The organism is Bradyrhizobium sp. BRP56, assembly GCF_020194035.1.
GTDB classification, from domain to species: Bacteria; Pseudomonadota; Alphaproteobacteria; order Rhizobiales; family Xanthobacteraceae; genus Bradyrhizobium; species Bradyrhizobium australafricanum.
Window position 1 is genome coordinate 122384 of record NZ_JADYVV010000003.1, and the last position, 17969, is coordinate 140352.

At 66.0% G+C, this 17969-nt stretch carries 17 protein-coding genes; 9 read left to right on the top strand and 8 right to left on the bottom strand.

Annotated features, from left to right (window positions below; translation table 11 throughout):
* Window positions 1–8 precede the first annotated feature (8 nt).
* Both I6F38_RS04015 and bamA read right to left on the bottom strand, forming a co-directional pair.
* A complete protein-coding gene (locus tag I6F38_RS04015; protein WP_225159136.1) occupies window positions 9–560 on the bottom strand; it encodes a carboxymuconolactone decarboxylase family protein in 552 nt (183 codons plus the stop codon).
* A gap of 141 nt (window positions 561–701) precedes the next feature.
* Entirely contained in the window at window positions 702–3212 is a 2511-nt protein-coding gene (gene bamA / locus I6F38_RS04020) for an outer membrane protein assembly factor BamA (RefSeq protein ID WP_225159137.1), read from the bottom strand.
* A 284-nt stretch (window positions 3213–3496) separates the two neighbouring features.
* Between bamA and I6F38_RS04025 the strand changes: the two genes are divergently transcribed.
* Together I6F38_RS04025 and I6F38_RS04030 are read left to right on the top strand one after the other, a co-directional pair.
* Window positions 3497–4219: a response regulator gene (locus I6F38_RS04025; protein WP_026192667.1), complete on the top strand. Its 723-nt coding sequence runs from the start codon at window positions 3497–3499 to the stop codon at window positions 4217–4219.
* Window positions 4216–5559: an ATP-binding protein gene (locus I6F38_RS04030; RefSeq protein WP_225159138.1), complete on the top strand. Its 1344-nt coding sequence runs from the start codon at window positions 4216–4218 to the stop codon at window positions 5557–5559. Before I6F38_RS04025 ends, I6F38_RS04030 begins: the two co-directional genes overlap by 4 nt.
* A 190-nt stretch (window positions 5560–5749) precedes the next feature.
* Here the strand turns inward: I6F38_RS04030 and I6F38_RS04035 are convergent, their stop codons facing one another.
* A complete protein-coding gene (locus I6F38_RS04035; RefSeq protein WP_225159139.1) occupies window positions 5750–6217 on the bottom strand; it encodes a MarR family transcriptional regulator in 468 nt (155 codons plus the stop codon).
* 146 nt (window positions 6218–6363) lie between these two features.
* On the opposite strand from I6F38_RS04035, the gene I6F38_RS04040 reads away from it, so the two are divergent.
* Complete coding sequence (locus I6F38_RS04040) at window positions 6364–6765, top strand: Ohr family peroxiredoxin (protein ID WP_225159140.1); 402 nt, start codon at window positions 6364–6366, stop codon at window positions 6763–6765.
* Between the two features lie 96 nt (window positions 6766–6861).
* Entirely contained in the window at window positions 6862–7266 is a 405-nt protein-coding gene (locus I6F38_RS04045; RefSeq protein ID WP_225159206.1) for a cupin domain-containing protein, read from the top strand.
* A 51-nt stretch (window positions 7267–7317) separates the two neighbouring features.
* On the opposite strand, the gene I6F38_RS04050 is transcribed toward I6F38_RS04045, so the two are convergent.
* Window positions 7318–8835, bottom strand: coding sequence for an MFS transporter (locus tag I6F38_RS04050; RefSeq protein ID WP_225159141.1), 1518 nt, complete (start codon window positions 8833–8835; stop codon window positions 7318–7320).
* Between the two features lie 214 nt (window positions 8836–9049).
* Here I6F38_RS04050 and I6F38_RS04055 point away from each other — a divergent pair, with 214 nt between their 5' ends.
* On the top strand, window positions 9050–9958 hold the full coding sequence (locus I6F38_RS04055) for a LysR family transcriptional regulator (protein ID WP_225159142.1): 909 nt from the start codon (window positions 9050–9052) through the stop codon (window positions 9956–9958).
* A gap of 19 nt (window positions 9959–9977) precedes the next feature.
* On the opposite strand, the gene I6F38_RS04060 is transcribed toward I6F38_RS04055, so the two are convergent.
* Entirely contained in the window at window positions 9978–10889 is a 912-nt protein-coding gene (locus I6F38_RS04060) for a LysR family transcriptional regulator (RefSeq protein WP_225159143.1), read from the bottom strand.
* A gap of 125 nt (window positions 10890–11014) precedes the next feature.
* Here I6F38_RS04060 and I6F38_RS04065 point away from each other — a divergent pair, with 125 nt between their 5' ends.
* Window positions 11015–12454, top strand: a complete 1440-nt coding sequence (locus I6F38_RS04065) for an MFS transporter (RefSeq protein WP_225159144.1) — start codon at window positions 11015–11017, stop codon at window positions 12452–12454.
* A 20-nt stretch (window positions 12455–12474) separates the two neighbouring features.
* Here the strand turns inward: I6F38_RS04065 and I6F38_RS04070 are convergent, their stop codons facing one another.
* Both I6F38_RS04070 and I6F38_RS04075 read right to left on the bottom strand, forming a co-directional pair.
* Window positions 12475–13668, bottom strand: a complete 1194-nt coding sequence (locus I6F38_RS04070; RefSeq protein WP_225159145.1) for an MFS transporter — start codon at window positions 13666–13668, stop codon at window positions 12475–12477.
* Window positions 13665–14447: a GNAT family N-acetyltransferase gene (locus I6F38_RS04075; protein WP_225159146.1), complete on the bottom strand. Its 783-nt coding sequence runs from the start codon at window positions 14445–14447 to the stop codon at window positions 13665–13667. Before I6F38_RS04075 ends, I6F38_RS04070 begins: the two co-directional genes overlap by 4 nt.
* 103 nt (window positions 14448–14550) lie before the next feature.
* Here I6F38_RS04075 and I6F38_RS04080 point away from each other — a divergent pair, with 103 nt between their 5' ends.
* Window positions 14551–15450, top strand: coding sequence for a LysR family transcriptional regulator (locus I6F38_RS04080; protein WP_225159147.1), 900 nt, complete (start codon window positions 14551–14553; stop codon window positions 15448–15450).
* A gap of 129 nt (window positions 15451–15579) precedes the next feature.
* Here the strand turns inward: I6F38_RS04080 and I6F38_RS04085 are convergent, their stop codons facing one another.
* Window positions 15580–16377: a DUF899 domain-containing protein gene (locus I6F38_RS04085; protein ID WP_225159148.1), complete on the bottom strand. Its 798-nt coding sequence runs from the start codon at window positions 16375–16377 to the stop codon at window positions 15580–15582.
* Between the two features lie 217 nt (window positions 16378–16594).
* Here I6F38_RS04085 and I6F38_RS04090 point away from each other — a divergent pair, with 217 nt between their 5' ends.
* The gene (locus I6F38_RS04090; RefSeq protein WP_225159149.1) at window positions 16595–17104 is read left to right on the top strand and encodes a MarR family transcriptional regulator; all 510 of its coding nucleotides are present in this window, start codon (window positions 16595–16597) and stop codon (window positions 17102–17104) included.
* Complete coding sequence (locus I6F38_RS04095; RefSeq protein WP_225159150.1) at window positions 17101–17961, top strand: DMT family transporter; 861 nt, start codon at window positions 17101–17103, stop codon at window positions 17959–17961. The genes I6F38_RS04090 and I6F38_RS04095 overlap by 4 nt, the downstream gene beginning before the upstream one ends.
* The last annotated feature ends 8 nt before the right edge of the window (window positions 17962–17969 follow it).

Genomic DNA, 17969 nt, shown 5'->3' on the forward strand with positions numbered 1-17969 from the left:
TCAGGCCGTCACTCCGCGGCCTCGCGATGCGGAACGCCCTGCTCGACATCGAGCTGCAAGATATCGTTGAAGCGATTGAACGCGCCGCACAGCGCGATCCGCCAGGTCAGCTCGACGATCTGCGGTTCCGAGAAGTGTTCTCGCAGCCGTGCGAAGATCTCGTCGCGGGTCTTGTTCCAGTTGTTGGTGACGGCGATCGCATATTCGACCACGAGCTTGTCGAGCGCATCGAGCTCGGGATGATCCTGATAGTCGAGCAGCCGCTCGGCGCCCGCCTCCGAGACCCCCTGGATCGCGAGCTTCGGCGCATGGTGCGACACGCAATAATCGCACTTGTTGAGCAGCGACACCGTTACCAGCGCGAGCTCGAGATGCCGCTTCAAGACCACCGCCTCGTCGGCGAGATCGACCAGCAGCGACCACATGTGCTTGAAGATCGGCGGGCGCTGCGCCATGACGCCGGCCTGGTTCTCGAACGCGCCATAGGTGGTCATCTTGTCCCACAGCGGCTTGAGCTCGCTCGGCAGGTCGTTCCTGGTCTTGATTGACACGCGTGACATGGATTGCCTCGGATCGGAAATTGAACCAATGCAGCCTGCCCCGCTTCGCCTGATACCGCAAGCCGCAGGGCGGCATGGCAGGCGTCACGCCAGGAGCTTACCGCAACCCGCGACACAGTCCGGCAAGCGAAGCGACTGCTCTCAGAACGACGCCCCGCCTCCGAACCGGAACTCCTGCACGATGTCGTATTTGCCCTTCGTGAGCGGCACGGCGTAATCGAACCGCAGCGGGCCGAACGGCGAGGCCCAGATCAGGCCGACACCGACCGAGGTTCGCACCACGTTCCCATCGTCGTATTGAAGGCCGCATTTGCAAGCAGCCGTATTCACCTCGCCGGTTGCGGCCCACGACGTCGGGCCTTGATAGCCCCAAAGCGAGCCGGCGTCCGCATAGACAGCCCCCTTCAGCCCAACCTCGGAGGGCAGGAACCAGAACGGCATCTGCAGCTCCATCGACGCACCCCAATATTTGGTGCCGCCGAGCGCGTCTCCGACTGCGCCAAGGTTCGCATAGGTGATGTCACGCGGGCCGATGCCGTTCGTGGCAAAGCCACGCACCAGGTTCGGCCCCATCTGGAAATGGTCCAGCATCCGCAGATCATTGTCGCCGACCTTGGTGAGCAGGCCGCCCTGCAGGTGGATCAGTCCGATCAGGTCGGACACCAGCGGCGTATAGTATTTCGCGTCGACCGCGCTCTTCAGATACGTCACGTCGCCGCCGACGCCGGCAAAGTCCTGCTTGAAGTCGATCAGCAGGCCATCGGTCGGGTTCTTGTTGTTGTCGACGGTGTTGTAGCTCAGCGTGTAGCCGATCTGCGAGGTCCAGGTCGCCCCTGCGGCGAGCTCCTTGCGCACCGGCAAGGTGGATTCTCCGTCGCCGTAGCAGCCGTATCCATAAAGCCCCGACGAGACCGAGTTCGTGGGATCGACGCCGCCAAGCACACTCTGGATGTAGGCAGGCGTCGGATTGAACGCGAGCGACGGGTTGGACGGATTGTTGTTGCAGTTCGCGTAGGCGCTATCGAGCGAGATTTCCTGCTGATAGAGCGAGTATCGCAACTGGAGGGTCAGGTCTTCGCGCAAGGCCAGGCCGAGCCGCGGCGAGAACCCGATCGTCTTCACGCCATAGGTCGTGTAGTCGGTCGGCAATTGCTCCTTGTAATACGCATCGAGCCCGAGCGCGACGCGATAGTCGAGCAAATACGGTTCGACAAACGACAGCGACAGGCCGCGCGAGTATTGGCCGTAGCTGACCGTCGCCTTGGCGAACAGGCCACGGCCGAGCAGATTTCGCTCCGAGATGCTGACCTCGGCAAGCGCGCCGTCCGTCGTGGAATAACCGCCCGACACGGAGAAATCGCCGGTCGACTTTTCCTCCAGATCGACAACCAACACCACGCGATCGCTCGTCGAGCCGGGCTCGGTGGTGATCTTGACGGTCTTGAAGTAGTCGAGATTCTTCAGCCGCCGCTCGGCGCGATCGACCAGCGCACGGTTATATGCATCGCCCTCGGAGAGATCGAACTCGCGCCGGATCACGTAGTCCCGGGTGCGGCCGTTGCCGCGAATGTCGATCCGCTCGATATAGGTGCGTGGCCCCTCCTCCACGCGAAACACGATCCCCACCGTGTGGGCCTCGAAATTCCGGGCTCCGTCCGGACGGACCACCGCGAAAGCGTAGCCGCGGCGCGACGCTTCGATCTGCATGTCCTCGACCGACTTCTCGACCGCCTCGACATTGTAGAGCGAGCCCTCGCCGACGCGCGACAATGAACGCAGCGTCGTCGGATCGAAGCCCGCAATGTTCGAGCGGAAACCGACCGTCGCAACGCGGTACTGCTGCCCCTCATCGATCTTGAACGTCACCTGAAAGCCCTTGCGCTCCGGATCATACTCGGCGAGCGCTGCCACGACCTGGACGTCCGCGTAGCCGTGCTTCAGATAGAAGCGGCGGATCAGGTCACGATCGGCCTCGACCCGATCCGGATCATAGATGTCGGCGTTGCCGAGAAAGCTCAGGAAGTTCGTCTCATGGGTCTTGATCACGTCCTTCAGGCGCGCCGCCGAAAAACTGTTGTTGCCGATGAACTCGATGGTCTTGATGCCGGTCTTCGCTCCCTCATCGACGGTGAAGACGAGATCGACGCGGTTGTTCGAGCGTTCGATGATTTCCGGCGTGACGTGCACGTCGTAGCGGCCTGAGCGCCGATAGATCTCGGCGATCCGCAGTGCATCCGACTGCACCATCGGCCGCGACAGGGTACCCCGCGGCTTGGACTGCATTTCGGCCGAGAGCTGCTCGTCCTTGATCTTCTTGTTGCCCTCGAACGCGACGCGGTCGATCACCGGATTCTCGATCACCAAAACGACGATCCGGCCGCCCGCCTGATTGATCTTGACGTCCTGGAACAACCCGGTCCCGACCAGCTCCTTGAGGCCGTCGTCGATGGCAGCTTGATCGAGACGGCCACCGGGCCCGGGCCTGAAATAGGAGCGGATGGTCTCCGCCTCTACCCTCCGGTTGCCTTCCACCGTGATCGCATCAACCGATTGGGCCGCCACCGGAGTCAACAATGGCCATATCACGGGCGTCCCCGGGATCGAAAACCCCGACAGCACGATCGCCGCGACAAAGCCCCGCCACGTCTTCATTCCACACCTCGCGAACAACAAGCCCGTTGTGACGGGATGGTGATGGCTGCGGTGTGGCTGCCGGATTGCGGGATTATTTCGAGTGGTTTGGGACTGTGAGCGCGATGCGACGCGGCCGGTATCGCGGATTGCTTCGGGCTGCGAGCGACGCTTACAGTTCAGAAACATTATGCTTACGAAAAGGCGCAATGCCGCCCACAAGCGACGCGTATGCTGGTCAATTGGTGGCTGAGCGCGCTGGAACGCGCGCCAATGACGTTATGATGAGGACCCAGTCGCGGATCATGCTTGCAAACACTCCGAAGATCCTGATCGTCGAAGACGATCTGCAGACCAGAGACCTGATTGCCCGCTACCTGCGCGACCAATCCTGCCTGGTGGCCACGGCCTCGAACGGCAGGGAAATGGATCGTTACCTTGCCGGGCATTCGCTCGATCTCGTCGTCCTCGATCTGATGCTGCCCGGGGAGGATGGACTGACCCTGTGTCGACGCCTGCGCGGCGACTCGACGATCCCGATCATCATGCTCACGGCAAAGGGCGAAGACCTCGACCGGATCCTCGGGCTCGAGATGGGCGCGGATGATTATCTCGCCAAGCCGTTCAATCCACGCGAGCTGCTGGCGCGGATCAACGCCGTGCTGCGTCGCCAGGCCCAAGCCGGCCTTGCCGGGCGCTCGGGCCAGAGCGCCGCGCGCCTGCGCTTCCAGGATTGGACCATCGATCTTCGCCTGCGCGAATTGCGCGATCCCGACGGCGCCCAGGTCCCGCTGACCAGCGCGGAGTTCGACCTGCTGCAGGTGTTCTGCGAGCGGCCGGGCCGGATCCTGACGCGGGATGGCCTCTTGACCATGACGCGCAGCCGGCCGGCCAGTCCGTTCGGGCGCAGCATCGACGTCTTGGTCAGTCGGCTTCGCCGCAAGCTCGATACGAGCGAAGGATCGTCGGTGATCCGGACGGTGCGCACCGGCGGCTACATCTTCACGCCGCATGTGGAGGACGCATGAGCTGGACCCGCAGGATTGCCGCGCTTTTCAGCTTCCACCGGATCAGTGGCCAGATCGCCGCGCTGATCCTGCTGTCGCTGGTGCTCATCCATGCGCTGATCGGGCTCTATTTCGTCGGCCAGAAGCCGAGATCGTTCGCGGACAGGCCGATCCATCAGTTCCAGCTGGTTGCCAAGCTTCTGGCCGAGGCCCCTGCGGCCGATCGCGCAACGCTGTTGCGCGCGGCCGATCGAGCCTTTCCTCGCCTGCACCTCACATTGCGCGACGCAGGTCCGGGCTCGTCTGACGGTGCTTCGTCAGAGCAGCCCGGCGTCGACGATATCGACGAGTTTTCCTCGAAGACCGCGCCGGCGGCGGTTCGGTTGCCGGACGGAGCCCTGTTCGAAGCGACGATCGGCCCGACGAAAATGCCGCCCTTCTTCGGCGGATTCTGGGTCAGCACATTCCTGTTCCTGTTCGTCAGCGTCACGCTGCTCGGCGTGTGGGCCGGCCGCGCTCTCAGCGCGCCGCTGTCCGCGTTCGCCCGCGCCGCCGAGAATTTCAGCATCAGCCAGGCCGCCGCGCCGCTGCCGGAGACCGGCCCGGAGGAAATCCGCGCCGCAGCGGTCGCGCTCAATCGCATGCGCGAACGCATCACCACGTTGATGAATGACCGCACGCGCATGCTCGCCGCCATCAGTCACGACCTGCGCACGCCGATCACCCGGCTGCGGCTCAGGTCCGAATACATCGAAAACGATGCCCAGCGCGCGGAGACCCTGCATGACCTCGACCAGATGCAGGCCATGCTGGAATCCGTGCTGTCATTCCTGAGCGGCGGCAGCGCGGCGAAGCCGACCCTGGTGAACGTGGCGGCGCTGCTGCAGACGATCTGCGAGCAATTCTCCGATTGCGGTCACGTCGTGCGCTACCAGGGCCCGACCAGGGCTTCGCTCCTGATCCGCCCGAGCGAGATCAGCCGCACCGTGACCAACCTGGTGGAGAACGCCCTGCGGTTCGGTAGCGAAGTCGATATCCGGCTGACCGCGTCAGCCGATCAGGCCACCATCGATGTCTCGGACGACGGTCCGGGGATTCCAGAGCACCGCCGGGCCGAAATGCTGAAGCCGTTCGTCCGCGGAGACGAGGCCCGCACCATGGACGAGAAAAGCGGCTTCGGACTTGGCCTTTCGATCGCGCAGGCCATGGTGTGCGGGCATGGCGGCCAGCTGTCGCTGCACGACAACACGCCGCACGGCCTTCTTGTCCGCATCAAATTGCCGGGGCCCGTACACCTTGGATCGGATCGAAGCGGGGCGAGCGCATCGCGACCCGTACTTCCTGAGCTCGTGTCCGGCTAGAGCAAGATTCAGAATCGCTTGCCCCTGCCACCCGGCCGCTTTTGATCGGACCCGGACTGCCGGCGTGACGCGGCAATCGCCGTTCTCCTCCGCGTCATCCCCGAAGCGGCGCGGAGTTGTCGGTCGCGCCGTGGCGAAAATGCGGAAGGGCGCGGCGCGGATACAGCGCGTTACAATTCGGCGCGCAGGATCAGCCCTTCTTCGGATCGGCGCGCGTGTTGCGCAGCAGATTGTCGCGCAGCCTCGCGACGGTCTTCTGCACAACGGGAAATTCGTCGCCGAGCCCGGTGGCTTCGACCAAGGACACATTGATGTCCTTGTCGAGCAGGCGCCGACCCGCCGCCGTCAGGCTCACGCGAACCTGCCGCTCATCGGCGGGATCTCTGACGCGGCTGATATAGCCGCTTTGCTCGAGCTTCTTGAGGATCGGCGTCAGCGTGTTGGATTCCAGAAACAGCTTTTCGCCGAGCGCGCTGACGGTCTGCTCGTCCTCCTCCGACAGTGCCACCATGGCGATGTATTGGGTGTAGGTCAGGCCGACCGCATCCAGGATCGGCTTGTAGGCGCGGCCGAAGGCCAGATTGGCCGAATAGACCGCAAAGCACAGAAAATTCGAGAGTTTTCGGCCTTTGGTCTCGGCCTTGGAGGTGCGGGTCACGGGCGTCTCCGGAGTTTGTGATGTCGCGGTCGATATAAATCGCATCCGATTAAATCGGAAGTGCTTGACACAATCAAGTCTCGGGCCTATTTCAACGCGTACACGATTAGATCGGATACGATCTATGTTCACCGAAGGAGCTCGCCATGACCGCCACTGCAAAGGTTCTCGTCACCGGAAAGACCCACGTCACCGCCGGCCCGAACGGCGCCGCCCGCTCGCGCGACGGCTTCCTCGACGTCAAGCTGCCGCAGCCGCACCCTGCCGCGGAAAACCTGTTCGCCGCCGCCTGGTCGGCCTGCTACATCGGCGCGATCCAGCTCGCCGCCGGACAGCGCAAGGTCAAGCTCGCGAGCGAGCCGGAGGTCGACGCCGAGATCGATCTGAACCAGGCCGGCAGCGCCTTCTTCCTGAGCGCCCGCCTCAACGTCCACGTCCCCGGCGTCGAGCGCGAGGTTGCGCAGGAGCTGATCGAAGCCGCGCACGGCATCTGCCCCTACTCCAAGGCGGTCCACGGCAACATCGCCGTCACGACCACCCTCGTCTGAAACGAACGCATGACGATCTCCGACGCGGGCCGGCCGCTTGCCGGCTCGCCGTCGGACAAGTCCAGAAGACTGGAGTTCAAGATGACCAGCAAGCTGATGAAGGCAACGCGCCTGCTCGCAAGGACGGCCTTGTTCACCGCAAGCCTCCTGACCATACCGAGCGCGCAGGCGCAGCAACCGGCGGGCTTCACGCGAACCGACCTGCAGCGCCACGACCTCAGCGCCTCTGGGCGTGAAGCCGTGCAGGTGCGTGTCGACATCGCGCCGGGCAAGGCCTTCGGCCGCCATACACATCCGGGGGAAGAAATCATCTATGTGCTCGCCGGCACGCTCGAATACGACGTCGACGGCAGGCCGCCGGCGAGGCTGAAGGCCGGCGACGTGCTGTTCATTCCCGCCGGCACGGTCCATGCGGCGAGAAATGTCGGCGACGTCACCGCCAGCGAGCTTGCGACCTACATCGTCGAGAAGGACAAGCCGCTGCTGACCCTCGCGAAGTGACCGATACCGCCTGCCCGCCCCTGTCCCTGGGCAGGCACGGCGACATCGTGTTCACTTCGTGCCGTGAGCCTCGGCCTGCCGTACCGGCCGCGCGTTGAAAATCAGGAAGCTGAGCGCGGCCATGATCCACACCCCGATGCCGCCATAGAGCATCACCCAGCCGAAGCCGCTCGCGAGGGCCTGATGCACGACCGGACCGGTCAGCTCCGGCGCGGCTGCGATGTCGCCGGCCGCGATCCGCTCGGCGATTGCCCGAAGTTGCGCGCCGTCGAGCGCCGGCAGCACCGCCTTCAGATGCGCCAGCACGCCGCTTGCCAGGATGAAGCCCATCAGCGCGATGTTGACCGAAAGCGACACCATCCGCGCGCTCATGTCGATGCCCGAGGCCATGCCGGCGCGGTCGCTCGAGACCGAGCCGGTCGTCGTGTTGGTCACCGGCGTATTGGTGATGCCAAGACCGATTCCGGCGAGCAGGCAGCCCGGCAGCATCGTCGCCCAGTTCGCCTGCGCGGCGGCGCTGCCGAACTTCATCAGCATGAATCCGGCGCCGATGGTGAACAGCCCGACCGGGATGATCAGGCCCGGCTGATAGCGCAGCGACAGGCGCTCGGCGAACGGCGGCATCACCAGCGTCGGCAGCGTGTAGGCGAGCAGCGCAAGTCCCGCGGACACGCTGTCATAGCCGAGGCCGGCGTGGAACCAGATCGGCAGGTAGATCATGAAGGGCCAGTAGCTGAGGTTCATCGCCGCCGAGCCGACGATCGAACCGGAGAAAGCCGGAATCCGAAAGACGGAGAAGTCGAACATCGGCCGCCGGCTGACTCGCTCGGCAACCAGGAACGCGATGAAGCTCACGGCGGAGACGCCGAGAATCGCAAGCCCCATCGGGCTGGCAAAGCCGAGATCCGGCCCCTGCGTAATATAGAAGGCGAGGCAGAACACCGCGAGCGACATCGTCACGATACCGGCGACGTCGAGGCTGCTGGCCTTCGGATCCTTCGATTCATGCACGCCGCCGATCGTGAGCACGAACGCCGCGGCCGCGAACAGCACGTGGACGAGGAACACCCACTGCCAGCTCAGCACCGCGACGACGGCGCCGCCGATGATCGGGCCGAAGCCGAGACCGATGCCGAAGATGACGCCCCACCAGCCCCAGGCAACGGCGCGCACCCGGCCGCCCTGGAATTCGTGCGAGAGCACGGCGATCTGGCAGATCAAGAGCGCACCGCCGCTGAGGCCCTGCAGGAACCGGGCGACAATCAGCATTTCGACGCTCGAGGCGACGCCGCAAATCAGCGAGGTGATGCCGAATGCCGCGATCGCGACCAGGAAGATCCGCTTGCGGCCATAGCGGTCCGCCACCGTCCCGATCGCCATCAGCACCGTGGTGACCGCGATCGTGTAGGCGTTCATGATCCATTGCAGCGCCTTGAAGTCGGCATGCAGCACCCGCTCCAGCGTCGGCAGGATCGCGGGGATGCTGGAAATCTCCAATCCGAACATCAGGCAGGCAAGGCATACGGCAGACAGCACGACAGCGCCGCGGCGGCTCAGTTCAGTAGACATGATCAGGCCTTTTGTTGTGGCAAGCCAACGGACTACCGCACGCTGTTGCCAGGGTGCTGGCAGCAGCGTCGATCGATCGACTCACGATGTATTGAGGCAGCAGCGGCAGGAATCGGGTGGCCACGGCGCTTCACAACGCAAAGCTAGTCATGGCTTGAGCATTGGTGAATTGGATGACTAGATATTTCAGAGACAACAAATCCGGATGACTGACATGACCACGCTCGACGTCGACGCCGTGAAGACATTCGTGACCATCGCCGATCTCAAGAGCTTTACGCGCGCCGCCGAAACGCTCGGCACCACGCAGGGCGCGATCAGCGTCAAGTTGAAGCGGCTGGAAAGCCAGCTCGGCCACAGGCTGATCGAACGGACACCGCGCCTGGTGCGCCTGTCGGCGCAGGGTGCAGCTTTCCTCGCCCCCGCACAGGAATTGCTCGCCGCGCATGATCGCGCCGTCGCGGCGTTGTCGCCCCTGCGCCCGCGTCGCTTCTCGCTCGGCATTGCCACCCATGTCGGAGGCGCGGAGGTTCCGACCTTGCTGGCGCGGCTGCATGCGCACGACCCGGCGCTCACCATCGAAGTAAGGCTCGAGGATTCCCGCGACCTGCTCGATGCCTTCGATCGCGGCGAGATCGATGCCGCCATCATCCGCCGCGAGGACGACCGCCGCGACGGCGAGATGCTGGCGACGGACCACTATGGCTGGTTCGCCACGCCGGACTTCGTCCATCGCGCGGGCGAGCCGCTGCGGCTCGCCGCCTCCTCGCCGTCCTGCGGCGTGCTCAACATCGCGACGCGCGCGCTGGCGGCGGCGAACATCCCGTGGACGGAAAGCTTCCTGGGCTGTGGGTCCTTTGCTGTCGCCGATGCGGTCGCCGCAGGCCTCGCTACGTCGGTGTTCTCCCGCCGGCTCGCCCCGGCCGGGACGATCGAGGTCAGCCGGCGGCTCGGCCTGCCTGCCCTGCCGCCGTCGGAGATCATGCTGCTGTCGGCGCTGTCCGATGCAAACTCCCGCGCTGTGCTGAAGACGATCGTCGCTGCCTTTCGCGAGCATCATCGGATGCCTGCCAATCGCGCGGCAGAGGACATCCATACCGTCACGGACGTTGTCGGCTCCTAACGGTCTGTGCGCCGGCCGGCTAGCGACGCGCGCTTCCGGCGCGCTTTCCCTCGAACAGCGCACGCTCCGAGGCGAGCGCCCTGGCGAGAAAATCGAGCGTCGCGCGGATGCGCGCGGTGCGCTTGAGATCGTCATGGGTCAATAACCACAGCGCCGAGCGCGGCTCCGCCAGTGCTTTCGGCGTCAGGCGGCGCAGCGTGGGCGCGAGGTCGCCGACATAGCAGGGCAGCAGGGCAAGCCCCAGTCCCGCCGCCGCGGCATCGCGCAGCGCCGGAAGCGCATCGACCCGGCAGACGGTCCGGGCCGAACGCACGTTCTCGCGCATCCAGCCGGCGATGACGGTCCCCGCCAGCGCATCGTCGAGCCCGATCCAGTCGTGCATCGACAGATCCCTGTCGACGCGGCGGGCGAGATAGGCGCGCGATCCGTAGACCGCATGGGCAATATCGGCAATGCGCCGTCCGACCAGCAGTTCGGATGGCGCCGGTGTCGGCCGGATCGCGATCTCGGCCTCGCGGCGCGTCAGGTTCGCCATCGCATTCGAGATGATGATCTCCGGCTGGATCTCCGGATGCGCGGCGCGCATCGCCGGCAGATGCCGCATCAGCACCGCGCCGAGCGTGTCCGTCGTCGTGATCCGCACCGGCCCCGACGGCCTGAGGTCCCGTCCCGCCAGCTTGCGCTCGAGCGCAAGCACCTCGTCCTCGAGCCGAGCTGCCGACGCCGCCGCGATCTCGCCGGCCGGTGTCGGCGCGTAGCCGTCGCGGAAGCGCTCGAACAGCCGCGTTCCGACCGCATCCTCGATCGTGCCGAGGCGGCGAAACACGGTGGAATGCGTGACGCCAAGCCGGCGCGCCGCCCCCGAGAGGCTGCCTTCCCGCGCAACCGCAAGGACCAGCCGAAGGTCGCTCCAGTCGAGGACACTGTGCATTTTTGCAAACTCGCTTCGCAAGACTGGATAATATCCTATCACAAACGGACAGGCCATCTTCCCGGACGTTCAACCGACGGACACCCCTCGTGAGGGCGCCGTCGATTGCCGAGAGGAGCTGGCAGGTGACGAGCGAGACCACCGAGACGTTGCAATTGCACGGCGCGCGGCCGGCGACGGTCGACCCGCGGCGATGGCTGGCGCTGCCGGTGCTGCTCACCGGCGCCTTCCTGCCGATCCTCGATTTCAATGTCGTCAACCTCGCACTCCCCGCCATTCGCGACAATCTCGGCGCCAGCCCAAGCGAGGTGCAGTTCGTGATCTCGGCCTATGCCGCGACCTATGCCGTCTTCCTGATCACCGGCGGCCGGCTCGGCGACCTCCTGGGGCGGCGGCGGATGTTCCTGATCGGCGTCGCCGGCTTCACGATCGCATCCGTGCTGTGCGGCATCGCGTGGTCACCGGCCATGCTGGTCGCCGGACGGATCCTGCAGGGCCTCACCGCGACCGTGATGGCGCCACAGGTGCTCGCCTCGATCCGCGTGCTGTTTCCGGCGGCCGAACAGGGCCGCGCGCTCGGCTTCTATGGCGCGACTTTCGGCCTTGCCAATATCTGCGGCCAGCTGCTGGGTGGCGTGCTCGTCTCGGCGCATCCGTTCGGACTGGCCTGGCAGGCGATCTTCCTGATCAACGTGCCGATCGGCCTCGCCGCCTTCGTCGGCGGCCTGCTGTTCTTGACCGACTCGCGCGCCGCGCACGCGCAGCGGCTCGACGTCGGCGGCGTCATCCTGCTGTCGCTCACGCTCGGCCTTCTGGTCTATCCGCTGATCGAGGGCCGGGAATCCGGCTGGCCGATCTGGATCGTCGCGATGCTGCTGGCCTCTCCGCTGATGCTCGCCGCTTTCGTCCGGTTCGAGGCGCGGCTCGAAGCCCGTGGCGGCGATCCGCTGGTCGCGCTGCATCTGCTGCGCAACAGCGATTTCGTGATCGGGCTGGTGATGGCGCTGGCCTTCTACATGCTGTCGTCGTTCTATTTGACCTTCGCGGTCTACCTGCAAAATGGCCTGCACCAATCTCCGTTGGAGGCCGGCCTTGCCACCCTGCCCTTTGCCACCGGCTTCTTCGTCAGCTCGCTGGCATCATCGCTGGTGATGCAATGGCTCGGTGCCCGCACGCTGACGCTGGGCTTTGCGCTCCAGGTCACAGGCTTCGGTGTCGTGATGCTGTCGGTCAGCGGCGCGCTTCCGCAAAGCCTCGAATTCGGCCTGATCTGCGGCGGGCTCGGCTTCGGCACCGTGATGCCCTCGGTGATCAAGGCCGTGATCGGCAGCATCGATCCGCGCCATGCCGGGCTGGCATCGGGCATGATGATCTCGACCTTCCAGATCGGCGCCGCACTCGGCGTCGCGATCATCGGCGGCGTCTTCTACAGCCTGCTCGGGCCGCATCCACAGGCCGACGATTACGCGCACGCCTTCACGATCGCGCTCGGCTGCAATGTCGCGCTACTGGCGCTCGGCGGCTGGCTGTCGCTGTGGCTGCCGCGCGAGCCGGCGGCGGGTTGAGATCGACACCGCCGACGCGGCTATTGCTTCGCGGCCGCGAGCGGCGGCGGAAACAGCAGCTTGAGCAGGATGGCGGCAAGCAGCGTCACCAAAGCGAGACCGGTGGAGAGATAGAGCGCGCTCGCATCGCCGAACCGGTCGATCACGATTGCATAGATCAGCGGCGCCGCCGCCGGCAGGATGAAGCTCGGGACAATGAGCCGGCCGACCAGCGTGCCATAGCTGCGATGATCGAACAGGATGAGCGGCAGCGTTCCCCTGGTGATGGTCAGAATGCCGTTGCAGGCACCGTAGAGCAGCGCAAACGCAATCCCCATCTCCCGCGCTGATCCGCTGAACAGGCCTGCGATGAAGGAGAGCGGCATGATCAGGCAGGCCATCAGGTTGAGCCCGAGCGGATCGATCCGTCCGCCGAACAGAACTTCGCAGAGACGCGCGGCGGATTGCCCGATCCCCCGCAGCGTTGCGATCCACACCGCAACGGTGACGGTGAGCCCGAGGCCGGTGAGCACCGCGATCATGTGCGCGGACATGCCGGCGTTCAGGAAGTTCGCGCCGGTCATGATCACGGCATAGAGCCCGCTCGCCGCCGCAAGCTGCCGCCGCCCCACCGCGCGCGGTTGCCTCGATGCGACCGCAGCAGAGCCCGGCACGCCGGCAAATCGCTGGTTCGGTATCAGCAGATGCAGCGGGATCGTCAATAGCGCAATGCCGGCATAGACCAGCACCGCGATGCGCCAGCCGAAATGGTCCGAGAGCGCATGGCCGAGCGGCCAGAACACGGTGGCGGCCAAGCCACCAAGCAAGGTGATCCCGGACATCGCACGGCGCGCCTCCGGCCCGCCGATCCGGGCCAGCGCCGCGAAGGCGGCATCGTACAGCGTCAGCCGCATGCCGAGGCCAAGAACGATCCAGGATGCGAAATAGCTGCCGATCTGGTGCGAGAGCGCGAGACCGGCGCAGCCGAGCGCATTGATCGCGGCGCCCGCGACCATGACCTGTCGGCCGCCGCTTCTGTCCACCCACCTGCCCGCAAGGGGCGACGTCACGCCCATCACCAAGAGCGCCGCGGCAAATCCGCCGTAGACGATGTCGCGGCTCCAGCCGAGATCCGCGGCGATCTGCTCGCCGAACCCGCCGATCAGATAGTAAGTCGCGCCCCACGAGATCAGTTGAGCCAGCCCGAGGGCAATCACCACCCGGCGTGCGATCACCGGGCCGTCTCCTTGTCTGACGGAAGCGTGGAAGCGCCCGGCCCCAGCGGCCGCTGCATCAGCACGGTGTCGACCCATTGCCCGAGCTTGAAGCCCACCGACCTCAGCGTCCCCGCCATCTCGAAGCCCATGCGACGGTGCAGCGCGATCGATCCCGCGTTGCCGCTGTTACCGATCACGGCGATCATTTGCCGCCAGGGTCCCGCCTCCGACCGTTCGATCAGCGCACGCAGCAGCGCCGCGCCGACGCGGCGGCCACGCAGGGCTTCCGACACGTAGACCGAGTCTTCAATGGTGTTGCGATAGGCCGGCCGTGGCCGGTACGCCGTCGCGTAGGAGTAGCCGGCCACCCGTCCGTCGATATCGGCCACGAGATACGGCAGCCCCGCGGCCAGCACGGCGGCACGGCGCCCGAGCATCTCGTCGAGTGTCGGCGGCACTTCCTCGAAGGTCGCCAGCCCGTTGAGCACGTGGTGCGCGTAGATGCGCTGCACCTCCGCCATGTCGACCTCTGTGGCGTCGCGGATCACGGTGTCTTCGTTGTCTCTCATCCTTGCCTCGTCTTGCGGCATCATGCCCATGCTTCGACGGCGCGTCGGTGCATGCTGCAGGCACCACGGGCTCATCTCGACATCGCTGCGCGACAGTCCGACATCCGCCAGCAGGCGATCATCGAGCTCGCGCAGCGCCTGCCGGCGGCGGATGCGCGAATGCGGCGAGACCGCAAGATAGCGCTCCAGCTCGACGATGACACCGCCAATGGACTTGAGGCCGGACAATGCCTGCTCCCGGTCTGCCGAAGCCGTCGCTTGCCGGACTATGCGCCCCGCCGTTATATAAGTGAAGCTTTGACAACTTATGCGCGGTATAAGAGATACTTTGATGAAGAACCTCAACCTCGATTATCTCGAAAGCTTCGCTGTCGTGATCGACTGCGGCAGCTTCTCGGCGGCAGCCGAGCGGCTGCAACTCACGCAGCCCGCGGTGAGCCTGCAGGTGCGCCAGCTCGAGCGCAGCCTGAATGCGACGTTGATCGAGCGGGTCGGACGCAAGGCCAGACCGACCGCCGCCGGCGTCGCGCTGCTCTCCCATGCGCATAAGATCAATGCGGCGGTGGCGTCGGCGGTCGACGCCGTTGCACAGCAGACGACGGGAACGGCAGGCCGCGTGCGGCTCGGCACCGGTGCGACCGCCTGCATCTTCCTGCTGCCGCCGATCCTGAAGGAGCTGCGCGCCGCGCTGCCGTCGCTGGAGATCACGGTCACGACCGGCAACACCGCGGAGATCGCAAGGGCGGTCGAGGACAACACCATCGACATCGCGCTCGTCACGCTGCCGGTGTCGGGGCGCAGCTTCGAGATCACGCCGGTCGTGAACGACGAGTTCGTGCTGATCGCGCCCCGCGACATGCAATTGCCGGCGCGGATTACACCGGAGGCGCTGGCGACCAGGCCGGTGCTGCTGTTCGAGCCGGGCGGCAACACCAGGCGCACCGCGGACGAGTGGCTGGCCCGCGGCGGCGTGTCCTTGAAGCCGTTGATGTCGCTCGGCAGCGTCGAGGCGATCAAGGAGATGGTGCGCGCCGGGCTGGGCTGCGCGGTGCTGCCCGGCATGGCCGTTCCCGCCAGCACCAAGCAGCGCGACCTGGTCGTCCGGTCGCTGTCACCAAAGCTCTACCGCCGGCTCGCGGTGGTGATCCGCCGCGACAAGCGCCTCGATCGCGGGCTGCGGCAGACCTTGTCGGCGCTGAAGGCACTCTCGGCCAAGGACAATGGCCGCTAGGGCGTCGAGCGAGGCGGACGCCGGTCCGCGTCAAGAAAGCAGGCAAGACAAGAAGCGGGAGCTTCGGTTCTGATCCAATCAAAACCGAAGCCCTCGGAAGCACGCCGCGCGTTCTCCCCGTTCTACCCCTTACGTCGCCTTGCGCTCCTGCTCCGCGATCTTGCGGAATGCGGCTTCGCCGGCATCGGTCACCGCCGCCCATTTTGCGTTCGGCGTGGCCTCGGCGTCGTAATTGTCGTGCCAGTTCCACCATTTGTAGGTCGGGTTCTGCGGATAACCCTTCGGCGAGTCCTCCCAGAGTTCCTGGCGGCCGAGCGGCGTGATGTCGAGATAGCTCCACACCGTACCCATCGCCTCGTCGCCGCGGCTGTTGACGAAATAGGTGCGGAAGATCCGCTCGCCGTCGCGGATGAAGACGTTGTGGCCGTGCCACTCGGCGACGCCGAAGTCGGCGTCAAAACTGTCGGTGATCGTGTACCACGGCATGTCCCACTCCATCCGCGCCTTCAGCCGCGCGATGTCGGCCTGCGGCGCGCGCGAGGCGTAAGCCAGCGTGGTGTCGCGCTGGTTCAGATGGGAGAGGTGACTGACCTGATCGGCGCCGAGCGAACAGCCGCGGCAGCCATGGTCCGGCCAGCCGAACACGCCGGGCTCGAAGAAGGCGCGGTAGATGATCAGCTGCCGGCGGCCCTCGAACAGGTCGAGCAGGCTCGCCTTTCCGTTCGGTCCTTCGAAGACATACGGCTTCTCGACCGCCATCCAGGGCATCCGCCGCCGCTCCGCCGCAAGCGCGTCGCGTGCCCGCACCTGGGCCTTTTCCTTCACCAGCATCTCCAGGCGCGCCGCCTCCCACGCCTCCCGTGACACCACCGGCGGCGTCTGCATCGCTGCCAGTCCGCCACGATCGTTTTCAGCTGATTTATTCATGATGGTCTCTCCATCTCCGATTTGGACGAACTCCGCTCCCCGAGCGCGGTTCCAGCGCCGGCGGCCGTTCGTCATTGGCCATGCCGCAATCTGGCTCGGCAGCGTTGGCGAGCGGGAGTGACAAGTGTGTCGAGATTTTTCGCGCAGGTGGTCAGACCGCATCACCATATTTGTGATATGCTTGCACTTTGCAATTAACTATGCGAACCTCGCCGGCATGAAGCAAACCGCTGCCCCCGCGTCCGATGATGGCCTCAAGCTAAGCGCCTGGCTGCCTTACCGCCTGTTCCTGGTCGCGGCGCAGGTCGCCCGCCCGCTCGAGCGCTTCTACGGCGAGACGTTCGGATTGAGCCAGGCGGGCTGGCGCATCCTCGCCGTCATCGCCGAGCGCGACGCGGCCAACGCCTCCGAGATCGGCCGCGCCTGCGCGCTCGATCCGTTCGCGGTCAGCCGCGGCATCGGCCAGCTCACAGAGCTCGGCTTCGCGGTGCGACGCTCCGGCAAGTCCGACCGGCGCTTCGCCGCCGTCAGCATCACCCGCAGCGGCCGGGCCGCGTTCAACCGGATCGCCGCACTCGGCAGCGCGATCGAAGCGCGGCTGCTGGCGCGGCTGTCGGAGAGCGAACGCGCCACGCTCGATTCCGCCCTCACCCGGCTTGAGGGAGAAAGCGCGCGGATCGACGCCGACGGCTGGCGCGCACTGCGCGATGACGCCGGCGCGCCATGACGGCCCTGCTGTTCGCAGTGACCGCGCTGCTCTGGGGCGGCGGCGCGCTGGCAACGGCGATGCAGGCCGGCGTGACGCCCGCGCCGTGGTCGGTCGCGCTGCGCATGGTGCTCGCGGGCGTCATCCTGCTCGGCTACGGCCGGATGCGCGGCGTGCCGCTTGCGATCCCGCGCAAGGACCGGCCGGCGGTCGCGTTGCAGGGCCTGCTGTTCTTCGCCATTGCCTTCATCGCCTTTTATGAGGCGACCGCACGGATACCGAGCGGGCTTGCCGCACTCGTGCTGTCGACATCGTCGCTGTTCGCGGCCGTGATCGCGCGTGCCGTGCTCGGTGTGCCGATCTCTCCCGGATTCGTGTGGGGCGCGCTGTGCGGCATCCTCGGACTGGCGATCATCTTCCTGCCTGGCGCCGCCGCGCACGGCGCCGCGCCGGTTGCGGGATTCGCCTGGGCGCTCACCGCGGCCATCGCAACCGGCGCCGGGACAACGGTCGGTGCACGCAACCAGCGCGTCGGACTGCCCGTCGTCTCCGTGCTCGGCTGGGGTGCGTTCGTCGGCGCGGCGGCGAGCGCGCTGTGGGCCGTCGCGACGGGCACGCCGTTTGCAGCCGACATCTCGCCCTCCTACGTGGCGAGCTTCCTCTATCTCGCGATCGCCGCGTCCTGCATCACCTTCATGCTCTATTTCGAACTGGTGCGCCGGCTCGGTCCCGGCCGCGCGGCCTATACGCTCGCATTGGTGCCGCTCGTCGCGCTCGTGCTGTCCGCGCTGTTCGAGCACCTTGCGCTGGGCTGGCCGGTGCTCGCCGGCGCCGCCGCGATCCTTGCCGGCAACGTGCTGGTGCTGGCGCGCGCTTGACCGGCTCG